This is a genomic window from Methylobacterium sp. NFXW15 (assembly GCF_049887755.1).
GTDB lineage: Bacteria > Pseudomonadota > Alphaproteobacteria > Rhizobiales > Beijerinckiaceae > Methylobacterium.
The window spans coordinates 90,260-102,250 of record NZ_JAGEKG010000007.1 but is presented as its reverse complement, the minus strand read 5'-3'; the positions used below and the strand labels follow the sequence as shown (position 1 = coordinate 102,250).

The window sequence follows — 11,991 nt, the reverse complement described above, 5'->3', positions numbered from 1 at the left end:
GACAATCAGACGACCAGAAGCTCCTGCCTGCGGCTGAGCCTCGCTTCATAGCGTTCCGCCTCGGTGCGGGTCAGGCCGCTGACGAGGGCGAGGGTGCCGCGATAGACCGTGTAGGTGCCGTCGTGAGTCGGCTTGACGCGAATGGCTTCAGACATGGAAACCTGCCTCTTGCTGGAGAAAGCTCTTGCAGGGGTTCTTGAGGCGCCGAACCCCTTCTGGGCCGGCTCTCGGGTCAGATGCACATCACGGTCGCGAGGTTAGGCAAGCGCGGCTTGGACGCAAGGCCGACCTGTGGTGAAGTACCGATGGCGCGAGATGTGCAATGCGGGAAATCGTTGACGGAACGTGCAATCCCGCCTTTGCCCAAATTATCGGCAGGCGTCCTGTATTCTGAATTTAGCCGCTTGATACGGTCTTAGCCGGATCAATACCCCGCGAATCAAGTCCACCCTAAAGTCTTGAGGTCGATCGATGCAGCTCTGGCGCCTCTCCGCGACGGAATTGGCAGCCCGCATCCGGGCGCGGGACGTCTCCGCCCGCGAGGCGGCATCCGACGCCCTCGACCGGCTCTCGTCGGTCAACAGCGCGATCAATGCCGTCGTGGACCACCGTCCGGAGGATGTCCTGGCAGAGGCCGAAGCAGTCGATGCCGCCCTGGCGCGCGGTGATGATCCTGGTCCGCTGGCGGGCGTGCCGGTGACGACCAAGGTCAACGCCGACCAGTCGGGCTTTGCCACCACGAACGGCCTCCGCCTCCAGAAGGATCTCATCGCGAAGGGCGACAGCCCGGTCGTCGCGAATCTTCGCCGGGCAGGGGCCGTCCTCCTCGGGCGCACCAATACCCCGGCCTTTTCTCTCCGGTGGTTCACCACCAACGGACTGCACGGCGAGACGAGGAACCCGCGCGATCCCGCCTTGACGCCGGGGGGCTCGTCCGGTGGTGCGGGCGCCGCCGTGGCGGTGGGCATCGGCGCCATCGCCCACGGCACCGATATCGCGGGATCGGTGCGCTATCCGGCCTATGCCTGCGGCGTCCACGGCCTGCGCCCGAGCTTCGGGCGCATCCCGGCCTGGAACGCCTCGTCGCCCGAAAGGGGAATCGGGCCCCAGCTGATGGCGGTGTCGGGCCCGCTTGCCCGCAGCATCGCCGATATCCGCCTCGGGCTCACCGCGATGGCGGCCCCGGACCCACGTGACCCGTGGTGGGTGCCCGCGCCCCTCGAAGGCCCGTCCGTGCCGCGCCGGGCGGCTTTGTGTCTGCGGCCGGGCGGAATGGCCATCGCCCCCGAGGTTGAGTCCGCCTTGCGCGACGCCGCCCGCCGTCTCGAGGCAGCCGGATGGCACGTCGATGAGATCGCCGACACGCCGTCCCTGCGCGAGGCGAACGAGATCCAGCTCACCCTCTGGCTCGGGGACGGGTTCACCACGGTCCGCGCGGCGGCGGAGCGTGAGGGTGATCCGGCGGCGATCGGGATTCTCGAGGCCTTCCGCAGCCGGGCCGAGGCCCTGGCGCCCGACGCCATCGCCCAGGCGCTGACCCGGCGCGCGACGCTCGTGCGGCAATGGTCGGTCTTCCTCGCGGAGAACCCGGTGCTGCTCGTGCCGGTCTCGGGCGAATTGCCGTTCCCGGACGGGCTCGACCGCACGCCGGAAGGCATCGCCCGTGTGTTCGAGGCTCAGCTTCTCCAGGTTGCCCTGGCACCGCTCGGCATGCCCGCCCTCACGGTCACGACCGGTCTCGTCGGCCGAACGCCGGTCGGCGTCCAGATCGTCGCCGGGCGCTTCCGGGAGGATCTGTGCCTCGCGGCAGGCGAAGCGATCGAGGCGGGCGGCGTTCCGCCCATGCCGGTCGATCCGGCAGGCGCGGCTTAAGCTTCCAACCGCATCAGCAATCCGGCGAAGAGGGACGCCCGGCGGGGCAGGGAGTCGATGAGCACATGCTCATCGAGCGTGTGGAAGCCAGCGCCCAGCACACCGAGGCCATCGAGGGTCGGGATGCCCCTGGCCCCGGTGAAGTTGCCATCCGAGCCGCCGCCCGCGCTGCAATGGGACAGCGCCACGCCCCGTTCGGCCGCGAGGTCTCGTGCCACGGCATAGAGAGCGAGCGTGCCCGCATCGGGCTCCCAGACCGGGCGCGTGACGCCGCGCCTCACGGTGAACCGCACGCCCTCCTCCTCTCCGGATAGGGCGAGCATCTGCTCGACCACCCGGTCGAGGTCGGCTTGGCGCTTGGCCATGCTGAGGGCCTGCCCCCTGCAGACGGTCGGCACGCAATTCACCCATTGGCCGCCGGACACGATGCCGGTCGAGACCGTGCAATCGGCATCCGACAGGGCATCGATGACGAGAACCTTGCGCGCCATGGCGCGGATGGCCGAGCGCCCCTCGCCGGGCGACGTTCCCGCATGGCTCGGTCGGCCGACGGCTTCCAGGTCGAACCGGGCGATGGCGTAGCGGCCCGTCACCACTCCGTCGCCCGGCTGACCGGGCTCGGGCACGAGCACGAAGGCATGCCGGGACGCCTCGGCCTCGATGAGATCGCGGGTGGACGGGCTGCCGATCTCCTCGTCGCTGGTGAACAGCACCGTCACCGGCAGGGGTGTGCGCTGACCGGCCTCGATCAGGGCGCGGATCGCGGCCACCGCGATGACGTTGCCGCCCTTCATATCGAGGATGCCCGGTCCGTAGGCCCGGTTGCCGTCGATCCGCCAGGGAAGCTGCGCCAGCGTGCCGACCGGATGGACCGTATCGAGATGGCCGAGGATGAGGATGCCGGGCTCGTCCCGCCGCGGATGGGGCAGGCGCGCGCGCACGCAATCGCCGAGCCCCATCCGGCCGGGAATCGTCTCGACCTGCGCGCCGAGTAGCGCGAGGTCACGGGCCGCGAGCGCCATCATGCGGTTCACCGCCGACCGGTCGTAGGTCGGGCTCTCGCATTCGACCCATTCGCGCAACGTGGCGAGCAGGGCATCGGTGGAGAAGGACAGGTTGCGCATCAGCGGGCGCTCTCGGCGAAGGGATCGGCCACGCGGGGCCAATAGTTCGGATCGCGCTTCGTGAAGGGCAGCGCGCCGTAATCCGGCGGCACCGCCCCCGGCGCCGCGACGTAGCGGACCTCCGAGGCGATGGGGACGAAGCCCGCATAGAAATGCTGCATCGACTTCACCACCACGATGCGCTTGTCATCCAGGCTGAGGCCGAGGCCGGTGAAGGCATCGGGCGCGAAAGGCTGCTGGCGCTTGTGCGTCAGCACGATATGGATGCCGTCCGCCTCGACCCAGGCTGCTGGGCCGAGATGCGCGCGCCCACCGCTGAGCCCGCCCTGGCTGTGATCGTCGGAGAGCCCCCGCACGGTCACGCGCAGATCGACCGGATCGCCGGAGGTGACGCCGCATTTGCCGCCGATGCGCAGATCGAAGGTCGCGCCGAGCCCCGCCTCGTGGCAGATCCCGACCGCGCCGGGGTCCCAGATCATCCCGAGCGCCGCGCCCTTCACACGGCGGGCGACGAGCCGGGCGAGGATCGCCGTGTTGTCGGAAGGCGCGCCCGCCCCGGCATTGTCGGCGGTGTCGGCTAGAACCATCGGACGGGGATCGTCCGAGGCGAGCGCCGCATCGATCGCGGCGTCGATCGTGTCGAACTGCGTCGCGGTGCTCTCGCGCATCGCCCAGATGTCCGCCGCGAGGTCATCTGCCAGGGCCTGCGCCTTGGCCGCATCGCCATCGGCGACCACGAGCATTTTCGCGCCGACATCGGCCACGTCGGCATAGGGAAAGCCGTGGCCGAAGGAGACGGACAGGATTCCGTCCTTGCCCTCCAGCGAGAGCATCTTGCGCACGAAGCCCGCGATCGGCTCACGGGTCGTCTTCCACATGCTCACCATCCGGCAATCGGCATAGGCCATGACCGGGCGGATGCGCTTCTCCGCTGTCGCGATCACCAGCGGGTAGAGATCGCGGGCGCGGTCCACGATGTCCGTATGCGGGTACTCCTTGTAGATCACCATCACGTCCGAGGAGCGCCGCATCGTCTCGGTGAGGTGGCAGTGAAGATCGATCTCGGCACCGATCGTCACGTCCGGCCCGACCACTTCGCGGACCTTTTCGAGGGTGTCGCCCTCGCAATCGTCGTAGCCCTCGGCGACCATCGCTCCGTGCATGAACAGCAGCACGGCATCGACCGGCATCGCCGCGCGCAGATCGTCGAGCAGCGTGTCGCGCAACTCCTCGTAGACTGCACGCAGGGTGATCCCGCCGGGTTGCGCGAAGGTCGAGAGGCTCTCGATCACCTCATGGCCGTCCCCCTCACCCATCTCTCGCCAGGCCTTGAGGCCGATATTGCTCAGCGCGGGCGGGGCGGTCGTGCCCTCACGACGGGAGTAGTCGGCCAGGAAGGCCGCACGGCCCGTGGGCAGCGGGGCGAAGGTGTTGGTCTCGGTGGCAAGGCCGGCGATGAAAATCTTCAAGGGGCATCCTTCGGGGCTGCGGTGCCTCGGGGCGAGCAAGTCACGCGCCGTTTTCGGGCTCGAGGCGGATCGTGACGACGGTGGCCGCCGCCACCGCCTCGGGCGAATAGGGCATCGGCGCATGGCCCTGCCTCGCCCAGACCTCCGCGAGGTCGCGGTAATGCGGGCTGAGCGGGTTGCCGGATTGGCCGGGCACGTTGACGTAGACCGAACGGTCCCAATCCCCGACATCGACCACCATGCGGAACGAGGCGCCGTTGGTGATGCGGAACGTGTCGGTGCGATACTCCGCATGCATCACGCTGGCCCCGGCGCCGCCAAGCGGGAAGGGACCGACGTTCCACTCCTCCGCGCCGCAAGCCGCGAGGGGATGGGCGAAGAGCGCCCGATGGAGGGTCCCCCAGGCCCAGGTGGTGGGATCGTCGCCCATCAGCGTTCGGCAGGTGGCCCAGGCGGCCGCCAGCGACGGCGGCAGGATCGCGTCCCGGATCGAGGCATCGGCCTCCAGCCGCTCGATGAGGCTCTGGGTGTCACCCGGTGGGATCAGCGCGCGCAGCGTCGCGTCGGGCACGAGAGTCTTGATCGCGGCGGGGCGGAGATGGCGCACCCACAGCACCTCGACGAAGGCGGCGGCGGCGCTGTCGGCGGCGAGTTCGCCATCGAAATCCCGCAGCAGATCCTGCATGGCCGAGATGTCGCCATCGCCTTTCGAAACGGCGCAGGCGAGCCGGGCCACACGTCGTGCGGGTTCCGAGAAGACATCGGCCTGCAAGGCCTGCGAATCCGTCAGGCGATGGCTCGTCTGTCGACCCAGAACCGTTTGGATCCGCCGGGCGCGCCACGGCTCGTGCCATTCGAAACCGACCTTGCGAGTCTCGGCCGGATAGCCGGGCGGCAGGTTCATCTCGTTGGCGGTGGCGAGCCAGCCCTCTGGCGGATCGATGGCGCGGGGCAACTCCTCCGCGTCGAGGAAACCCGCCCAATCGAACCGCCCGTCCCCCGGAACGGGCAGCAGCCCGTCATGGGCCGGCCGGCGCGGGGCCTTGCCCGCCATGAACCACGCGATCCGTCCATTTCGGTCGGCATAGAGCTGGTTCACCGAGGGGGCCGACCAGTACCGCAGCGCCTGCCCGAACGCCTCGGGCGAGGTGGCGTCGAGATAGGCGAGGCTGCCGAGATAGGCCGCGGCACCGGGTGAGGACCAGACCGTCGCCAGGGCGAAGGCGCGCCCCTCATCCTCCGCGATCACCGGGCCCTGGCGGGTGAAGGCGAGAGTGATCGGCTCGTCCGGGCCGCCCCGCACGGAGATCGCCTCGCGCACGCGGCGGATGGACTCGAAACCGTCGCCATGGCGGACGAGATCGGGATCGTCCGGATGCTTCTCGCAGACGAACAGATCTTCCTGATCCATCGGCGCGATGGTCAGGCTGAAGGCGGCGTGTCCGTTATGGCCGATGGAGATGCCGGGGAGGGCGGGCTCGCCCGCGCCGATCACGTCGAGCCCCGGCGCCGTGAGGTGCACGGCGTATCGCAGCGACGGGTTCAGGTAGATCCGGTGCGGGTCGCTCGCCAGGATCGGCCGCCCCGTCGCCGTTCGGCTGGGCCCCACGACCCAGTTGTTGGACCCCTCGCTCGGCTCCGGCCGCGGTGCGCTCTGCTGCCGCCCGACATGGCCATGCGCATCGACCTTCGACCAGGCCCAGGCCTCTTCGCGCGTCGCGGCGAGCCGCTCGGGCGTGAGGTGGACCTGCGCAGTGGCAAGGCGAAACAGGTCGAGGAGATCGTCGGGCCAATCCGACGCGTCCAGTTCTTCCGGCACGACAGGATCGTGGGGCGGGCTCAGTCGCTTGCGCAGGTCGTCCAGGGCATGGTCTCCCCCGCCCGCGAAAATTTTCGCCCGTGCCACTTCTGAAGGCAGGTTCCGCACCAACCCATGGCTGCGGATACGCACGACATCCTCCGGCGCCCAGGGCTTGGGCTTTGTTCCCATCTTCGCGAATTCCGGCGGAAGCAGCTCCGGCCGCCTCTCGGTGAGGGCGATGAAAGCGTTCAACCCACCGACGAAGGCGGAGACAATACCTTTCGTGTCCTGCGGACCGTAGGCAGCCCATTCGGCAGTCATATCGCCCCGGTAGAGGAACAGCCGCGCGGCCCTGTCCTGGGCGATGAAGCCAGGCCCGAAATCCGCCGCCAAAAGCCCGAGCCCACGCTTGCGCCACAGGTCGAGCTGCCACAACCGGTCGCGGGCGGCGTTGAAGCCCTGGACGCGGAAGGCATCGAGGGGGCTGCCCGCGCGGATATGGGCAAGGCCGGTCGCATCGATCCGGATCTCCGCAGGAGCGGACAAGCCGGGCAGCGCGTAGGTCTCGCTCACAGGACGACCTCGATCAGGTACGGGCCCTTCTCGGCGATCCCGTGCTTCAAGGCGTCGATGAAGGCGGGCAGGGTCTCGACGCGGCGTCCATCGACGCCGAAGCCCTGCGCCAGGGACACCCAATCGATCGCCGGATCGTCGAGGCTCAGCATCCCGATGGCCTTCGGGCCGGGATTGTGCGCACCGACATTGGCGAGCTCGCCCCTGAGGATCGCGTAAGCGCGGTTCGACCAGACCACCGTCACCACGTCGAGGCGTTCGCGCGCCTGCGTCCAGAGCGCCTGAACCGTGTAGAGGCCGCTGCCATCGGCCTGGAGGTTGATCACCTTCCGGCCGGGCGACGCGACGGCGGCACCCGTCGCCATCGGGATCCCAACGCCGATGGATCCGCCGCTGAGCTGGAGCCAGGAATGCGGGGCGCTGGCTTTGGTGAGCCCGAAATAGTTGCGGCCGGTGGTGAGGGATTCGTCGCAGATCACGGCGCCTTCCGGGATCAGGGCACCGATCACCGCGCCGATGGCATCCTGATCAAGCTTGTTCGAAGTCGGGATATCCGGCCGGGCTCCGAGGTCGGGCAGGGCAGCTTCCGGCGCATTCACCGCCTCGGCCAGCCGTTCCAGGGCGTCGATCTGGTCCTGCTCGGGCGTCGCAAGAGTGATGGTGCGGCACCCTTCCGGCGCCAGCAGGCTCGGCTTGCCCGGATAGGCGAAGAACCCGACGGGCTGGGTCGCGCCGATCAGGATGATATGGCGAAAGCCCTTCAGAGCCTCGATGGCCTGATCGATCGGATAGGGCAGGCGCTCGATCGGCACCGTGCCGACGCCCCGGTCGATCCGGGCGTTCGAGGTCATGGCGAGGAGCTTCGCACCGGTCTTACGGGCGATACGGTCGGCGATCAGGCGGCCTTCCTTGCGCACGGCCTTGTCGCCGAGATGCAGAAGCACCGGCTCGCCGCTGGACAGCGCCTTCACCGCCTCCGTGATCGCGTCGTCCCCGGCCCTCACGCGCTCGGGGATGGCGGGGACGGGGGCGATGCCGGTGCCGGGATCCCAGGCCGTGTTGGCGGGCAGGATCAGCGTCGCGACGCCGCCCGGCGCCGTGCGGGCCGCAGCGATGGCATCCGCACCATCGCGCCCGATCTCGGCCGAGGAGAGACCGGTGCGCACCCAGGCCGACATAGGCTTGGCCAGCCCTTCGATGTCGGAGGTGAGGGGGGCATCGTACTGGCGATGGTAGGTCGCGTGCTCACCCACGATGTTGACGAGCGGCGAGCGCGCCCGCCGGGCATTGTGCAGGTTGGCGAGACCGTTCGCGAGGCCGGGGCCGAGATGGAGCAGCGTCGAAGCGGGCTTGTCCGCCATGCGGGCGTAGCCGTCCGCCGCGCCCGTGGCGCCGCCCTCGAACAGGCACAGCACGCAGCGCATGCCCTCGACCCGGTCGAGGGCGGCGACGAAGTGCATCTCGGACGTGCCGGGATTGGTGAAACAGACCTCGACCCCGCCCGCGACCAGGGTGCGCACCAGACTCTCGGCGCCGTTCATCGGCGCAGCCGCCGCCTCCGAAGTCGGTTCAGCCACGCCATTCCTCCCTGCACGCCGGATCGGACGCATCGTGGCACGGGTGGGGCGAGGCGCAAGGGGGCGAGGATGCAGGGCTGCTACAGCCCAGCCGCGCTACCTGATCGTCGGACGGGCCTCGCCATCCGAGGCTGAAAGGCCGAGGCCGGCCAGCAGCGCGACCCGCGCGCGGCTCACGCGGCTCTTCACCGTGCCGACCTGACAACCGATCCGTTCCGCCGCCTCCTCATAGGTGAAGCCCTCGGCTCCTACGAGCAGCAGCGCCTCGCGCTGGACGGCGGGCAGCTTGCCGAGGTGCTCGCGGACGGTGGTGAGCGTGCTCACATCCTCCTGATCCGACAGGGCGATGAGGCGCTCGGCATGGACACCATCCGCATCCTCGATCTCGCGCTTGGCCTTGCGAAGCTCGGAGTAGAACTGGTTCCGCAGGATGGTGAACAGCCAAGCGGTGAAGTTCGTGCCCGGCCGAAAGCGATGCTGGTTCGCCCAGGCGCGGGCGAAGGCTTCCTGAACGAGATCGTCGGCACGGCTCGCATCGCCACAGAGGGATAAGGCGAATGTGCGAAGGCCCGGCAGGGCGTTGATGATGTCGGCGCGGAAATCGAAGACCAGCGTGTCGTCGGCCCCCGCGAACAGGGTCTCAAGCCGCGCAACGAGACCCGACAGCCGCTCGGGCAGAGCAGCATCTTGGCTGAGCGCGAAATAGTCCTTCAGCGGCGCGGACAGATGACGCCCCACATCCTGCGTCGCGCGCCTGGCCGACGGCTGGGTGGCAAGCTCTTCCGGCGCATCCGGCGGCTCAGCGATCATCCCGTCTCCCCAAGAGAATACTTCATACTGGAACCGATCTAAGGTGTGGTACGGGCTGCGACATGAACTCTTGCTAAACAGACCCGGACAAAATTGCCGGATCGTCCCTCTGACCGTGTACGGCGACATTCGGGGGTGGCGGCGAAACGTGGGCTTGTGCATCCTGGCCACGTGAGGACAAGCGCATGTCGAACCATCATCACCACGGTCATGACCACGACCACGCCCATGAGGGCAGCGATCTCAGCCCCGTCGAGGCGCGGGTGAAAGCGCTCGAATCGCTCCTCGTGGAGAAGGGCTACGTGCAAACTGCCGCTCTCGATGCACTGGTCGAGATGTACGAAACCAAGGTCGGCCCGCATCTGGGTGCCCGTGTCGTCGCCCGCGCCTGGACCGATCCCGGCTATCGCGCACGGCTGCTCGCCGACGCGACACCGGCCATCGCCGAACTCGGGATCGGCGGGCGGGGCGGCGAGCACATGGTGGTGGTCGAGAACACGCCCGGCACTCACAACATGGTCGTGTGCACCCTTTGCTCCTGCTACCCATGGCCGGTGCTGGGTCTGCCACCGGTCTGGTACAAGGCACCGCCCTACCGCGCGCGCGCGGTCAGCGATCCGCGCGGTGTGCTGGCCGAGTTCGGCGTGAGCCTCCCCGAAACCACACGGATCACCGTGTGGGATTCCACCGCCGAAACACGCTTCATGGTGCTGCCGATGCGCCCCGACGGCACGGAAGGCTATTCCGAGGAGGCCTTGGCCGCTCTCGTCACCCGCGATGCGATGATCGGCACGGGCCTGCCGCTCGCACCCGCTGCGGAGATCCGGGCATGAACGGCGCTCAGGATCTCGGCGGCGCCCACGGCTTCGGACCGGTCGTGCCCGAGCCGAACGAGCCGGTCTTCCATGCCGAGTGGGAGAAGCGCGTGCTGGCTCTCGCGCTGGCCATGGGCTTCACCGGGACATGGAACCTCGATGGTAGCCGCGCCGCGCGGGAATCCCTGCCCCCCGCACAATATCTCTCGTCGAGCTATTACGAGATCTGGCTCGAAGCCCTGGAGAAGCAGATCCTCGCCAACGGCCTCGCCACACCGGACGAAGTCGCAACAGGCATCGCATCCCAGCCGCCCGTCGAAGTGGCTCGCGTGCTGACGGCCGATATTCTGGAGCCCCGCTTCAGGGCAGGTTTCCCGAGCGACCGGACGCCGATGGCCCCCGCCCGTTTCACGCCGGGCGATGAAGTCATCGCGAAGGTGATGCACCCGGTCGGGCACACTCGCCTGCCACGCTACGTCCGGGGGAAGCGGGGACGGGTCGAGGCGGTGCATGGCGCGCACGTCTTCCCCGATACCAACGCCTATAAGCAGGGCGAAAACCCGGCTTGGCTCTATACGGTCGCCTTCGAAGCCGCCGACCTCTGGGGGCCGCAGGCCGATCCAGGCGGGCGCGTCACCATCGCGGCCTTCGAGCCCTATCTGGACCCGGCATGAGCGCGCCGAGCCCGAACGGGCCGTTCTCCGCGCCCTGGGAAGCGCAGGTCTTCGCTCTGGTCGTCTCGCTTCAGGAAGCGGGCCTGTTCACCTGGAGCCAATGGGCCGATGCCCTGGGCCAGACCATTCGTCCCGAGGGCGAAGGTGAGCAGGCCGCCGATTACGGGCGCTGGCTCGTGACGCTGGAACGCCTGCTCGCCGAGCGCGGCGTCGCGGATGGTTCTAGCATCGAGACCCGCACGGCCGCATGGCTGCGAGCGGCGCAGGCCACGCCGCACGGACAGCCGATCCTGTTGGAGAATGATCCGCAGGATCGGCGCTGACCCGTCATTGCGAGCGCGACGGCTGCGCCTTCGTCAATTCCTCAAGCGGGACTGGGTAGGCGTGCGGTCGGCTACCCAGCATGGAATCGATCAGGGCCAGCACTTCGGGGCGGCCGCAATTCGCAGCGGGCTCGAAGGGCGTCCAGGTCTGGGTGAAGTCCAGACGCTCGAACACGTCCCGGTAGCGGCGTAACTCGTTCACGGTCAGCGGCACGCCGCGCACGAACGCCTTGTGGGCCGAGATCGTCCGCGCCCGGCGGAAATCCTCTGGGTCGAGTTCGAACTTCAGGGCGTCGCCGCAGAAGCAGATCTTCCGCTTACGATCGAACAGGACGGCATGGCCGTCGAAATGGCCCGCCGTGCGATGCAGTTCGAGGCCGGGAAGGGGTTCGAGGAAATCGTCGTAGGGCCAGCTCACCTGGAGCGCGGCGCTCCACGTGAAGTCGGCGGCAGGCAGGCACAGTTCTGGATCGAACCGGTCCTGCAACTGGACCAGGGCGCCATAGGAATGCGGATGCGAGGCGGACAGCACCTTCATGCCACCGAGCCGCTCGATCTGGTCGAGGGCGGCTTCGCTGAAGACCGGGCATCCTTCGAAGCCCATGTTCCCCTCGTCCGTTTGGACGAGATAGGCCGATGGGCCGATGCCTGAGACCGGTTCGTTCCAGAAACGCCAGACGCCCGGCTCCAACTCCTGCCAGTGACAGGGAAACGCGTCCTGCGCCTCACGCTCGGTGCGGAAGCGCCAGCCGTCCTGCGGCACTACGTGCCGGGCGTCGAGGCACATCGGGCAGGCGGGCGGCGGCTCGAAATGGCGCTGCCAGAACCCGCAATTGTCGCATGTATACGCGGGCAGCTTCAGGGCGCCCGCGAAGGGCAGGTAACCGGGCATCGCTTCGTGTCCTCCGCCCTCACGCAGCGGTGAAAGCACCGCCTGAAACTGTCCCCGGACG

The 11,991-nt window shown here is 68.6% G+C and carries 11 protein-coding genes; 4 read left to right on the top strand and 7 right to left on the bottom strand.

Annotation, left to right across the window (positions count from 1 at the left end; genetic code table 11):
- Positions 1 to 5 precede the first annotated feature (5 nt).
- The gene (locus J4O73_RS16810; protein WP_426219131.1) at positions 6 to 155 is read right to left on the bottom strand and encodes a hypothetical protein; all 150 of its coding nucleotides are present in this window, start codon (positions 153 to 155) and stop codon (positions 6 to 8) included.
- Positions 156 to 471: 316 nt separating this feature from the next.
- On the opposite strand from J4O73_RS16810, the gene J4O73_RS16805 reads away from it, so the two are divergent.
- The gene (locus J4O73_RS16805; RefSeq protein ID WP_426219129.1) at positions 472 to 1,872 is read left to right on the top strand and encodes an amidase family protein; all 1,401 of its coding nucleotides are present in this window, start codon (positions 472 to 474) and stop codon (positions 1,870 to 1,872) included.
- Here J4O73_RS16805 and J4O73_RS16800 read toward each other — a convergent pair.
- The 5 genes from J4O73_RS16800 to J4O73_RS16780 all read right to left on the bottom strand — a co-directional run bounded on the left by J4O73_RS16800 (position 1,869) and on the right by J4O73_RS16780 (position 9,226).
- Complete coding sequence (locus J4O73_RS16800) at positions 1,869 to 2,996, bottom strand: M20/M25/M40 family metallo-hydrolase (RefSeq protein ID WP_426219128.1); 1,128 nt, start codon at positions 2,994 to 2,996, stop codon at positions 1,869 to 1,871. The two genes, J4O73_RS16805 and J4O73_RS16800, sit on opposite strands and share 4 nt — an antisense overlap.
- Positions 2,996 to 4,465, bottom strand: coding sequence for a M81 family metallopeptidase (locus tag J4O73_RS16795; protein ID WP_426219127.1), 1,470 nt, complete (start codon positions 4,463 to 4,465; stop codon positions 2,996 to 2,998). Before J4O73_RS16795 ends, J4O73_RS16800 begins: the two co-directional genes overlap by 1 nt.
- 40 nt (positions 4,466 to 4,505) lie before the next feature.
- Positions 4,506 to 6,839 (bottom strand): penicillin acylase family protein, encoded by a 2,334-nt coding sequence (locus tag J4O73_RS16790; protein WP_426219125.1) that lies wholly within the window; start codon positions 6,837 to 6,839, stop codon positions 4,506 to 4,508.
- Positions 6,836 to 8,380 carry an acetolactate synthase large subunit gene (locus J4O73_RS16785; protein WP_426219400.1) on the bottom strand — a complete coding sequence of 515 codons (1,545 nt, stop codon included), beginning with the start codon at positions 8,378 to 8,380 and terminating at the stop codon, positions 6,836 to 6,838. The genes J4O73_RS16790 and J4O73_RS16785 overlap by 4 nt, the downstream gene beginning before the upstream one ends.
- Positions 8,381 to 8,512: 132 nt before the next feature.
- Positions 8,513 to 9,226, bottom strand: a complete 714-nt coding sequence (locus J4O73_RS16780) for a sigma-70 family RNA polymerase sigma factor (protein WP_426219123.1) — start codon at positions 9,224 to 9,226, stop codon at positions 8,513 to 8,515.
- 185 nt (positions 9,227 to 9,411) lie between these two features.
- Here J4O73_RS16780 and nthA point away from each other — a divergent pair, with 185 nt between their 5' ends.
- Genes nthA through J4O73_RS16765 form a run of 3 tightly spaced genes read left to right on the top strand, consistent with a single transcriptional unit; the run spans position 9,412 to position 11,038 of the window.
- Positions 9,412 to 10,059, top strand: a complete 648-nt coding sequence (gene nthA / locus J4O73_RS16775; RefSeq protein ID WP_426219122.1) for a nitrile hydratase subunit alpha — start codon at positions 9,412 to 9,414, stop codon at positions 10,057 to 10,059.
- Entirely contained in the window at positions 10,056 to 10,715 is a 660-nt protein-coding gene (gene nthB, locus J4O73_RS16770) for a nitrile hydratase subunit beta (protein WP_426219120.1), read from the top strand. The genes nthA and nthB overlap by 4 nt, the downstream gene beginning before the upstream one ends.
- Complete coding sequence (locus J4O73_RS16765; protein ID WP_426219119.1) at positions 10,712 to 11,038, top strand: nitrile hydratase accessory protein; 327 nt, start codon at positions 10,712 to 10,714, stop codon at positions 11,036 to 11,038. The genes nthB and J4O73_RS16765 overlap by 4 nt, the downstream gene beginning before the upstream one ends.
- Positions 11,039 to 11,042: 4 nt before the next feature.
- On the opposite strand, the gene J4O73_RS16760 is transcribed toward J4O73_RS16765, so the two are convergent.
- Positions 11,043 to 11,930, bottom strand: a complete 888-nt coding sequence (locus tag J4O73_RS16760) for an MBL fold metallo-hydrolase (protein WP_426219117.1) — start codon at positions 11,928 to 11,930, stop codon at positions 11,043 to 11,045.
- Positions 11,931 to 11,991: the final 61 nt, after the last annotated feature.

What these genes read in the sequence shown, in the direction of transcription:
- J4O73_RS16800 (WP_426219128.1), bottom strand. Translation starts at nt 2,996, where the DNA reads ATGCGCAACCTGTCCTTCTCCACCGATGCCCTGCTCGCCACGTTGCGC.
- J4O73_RS16810 (WP_426219131.1), bottom strand. Translation starts at nt 155, where the DNA reads ATGTCTGAAGCCATTCGCGTCAAGCCGACTCACGACGGCACCTACACG.
- J4O73_RS16765 (WP_426219119.1), top strand. Translation starts at nt 10,712, where the DNA reads ATGAGCGCGCCGAGCCCGAACGGGCCGTTCTCCGCGCCCTGGGAAGCG.
- J4O73_RS16780 (WP_426219123.1), bottom strand. Translation starts at nt 9,226, where the DNA reads ATGATCGCTGAGCCGCCGGATGCGCCGGAAGAGCTTGCCACCCAGCCG.
- nthA (WP_426219122.1), top strand. Translation starts at nt 9,412, where the DNA reads ATGTCGAACCATCATCACCACGGTCATGACCACGACCACGCCCATGAG.
- J4O73_RS16805 (WP_426219129.1), top strand. Translation starts at nt 472, where the DNA reads ATGCAGCTCTGGCGCCTCTCCGCGACGGAATTGGCAGCCCGCATCCGG.
- J4O73_RS16785 (WP_426219400.1), bottom strand. Translation starts at nt 8,380, where the DNA reads ATGAACGGCGCCGAGAGTCTGGTGCGCACCCTGGTCGCGGGCGGGGTC.
- nthB (WP_426219120.1), top strand. Translation starts at nt 10,056, where the DNA reads ATGAACGGCGCTCAGGATCTCGGCGGCGCCCACGGCTTCGGACCGGTC.
- J4O73_RS16760 (WP_426219117.1), bottom strand. Translation starts at nt 11,930, where the DNA reads ATGCCCGGTTACCTGCCCTTCGCGGGCGCCCTGAAGCTGCCCGCGTAT.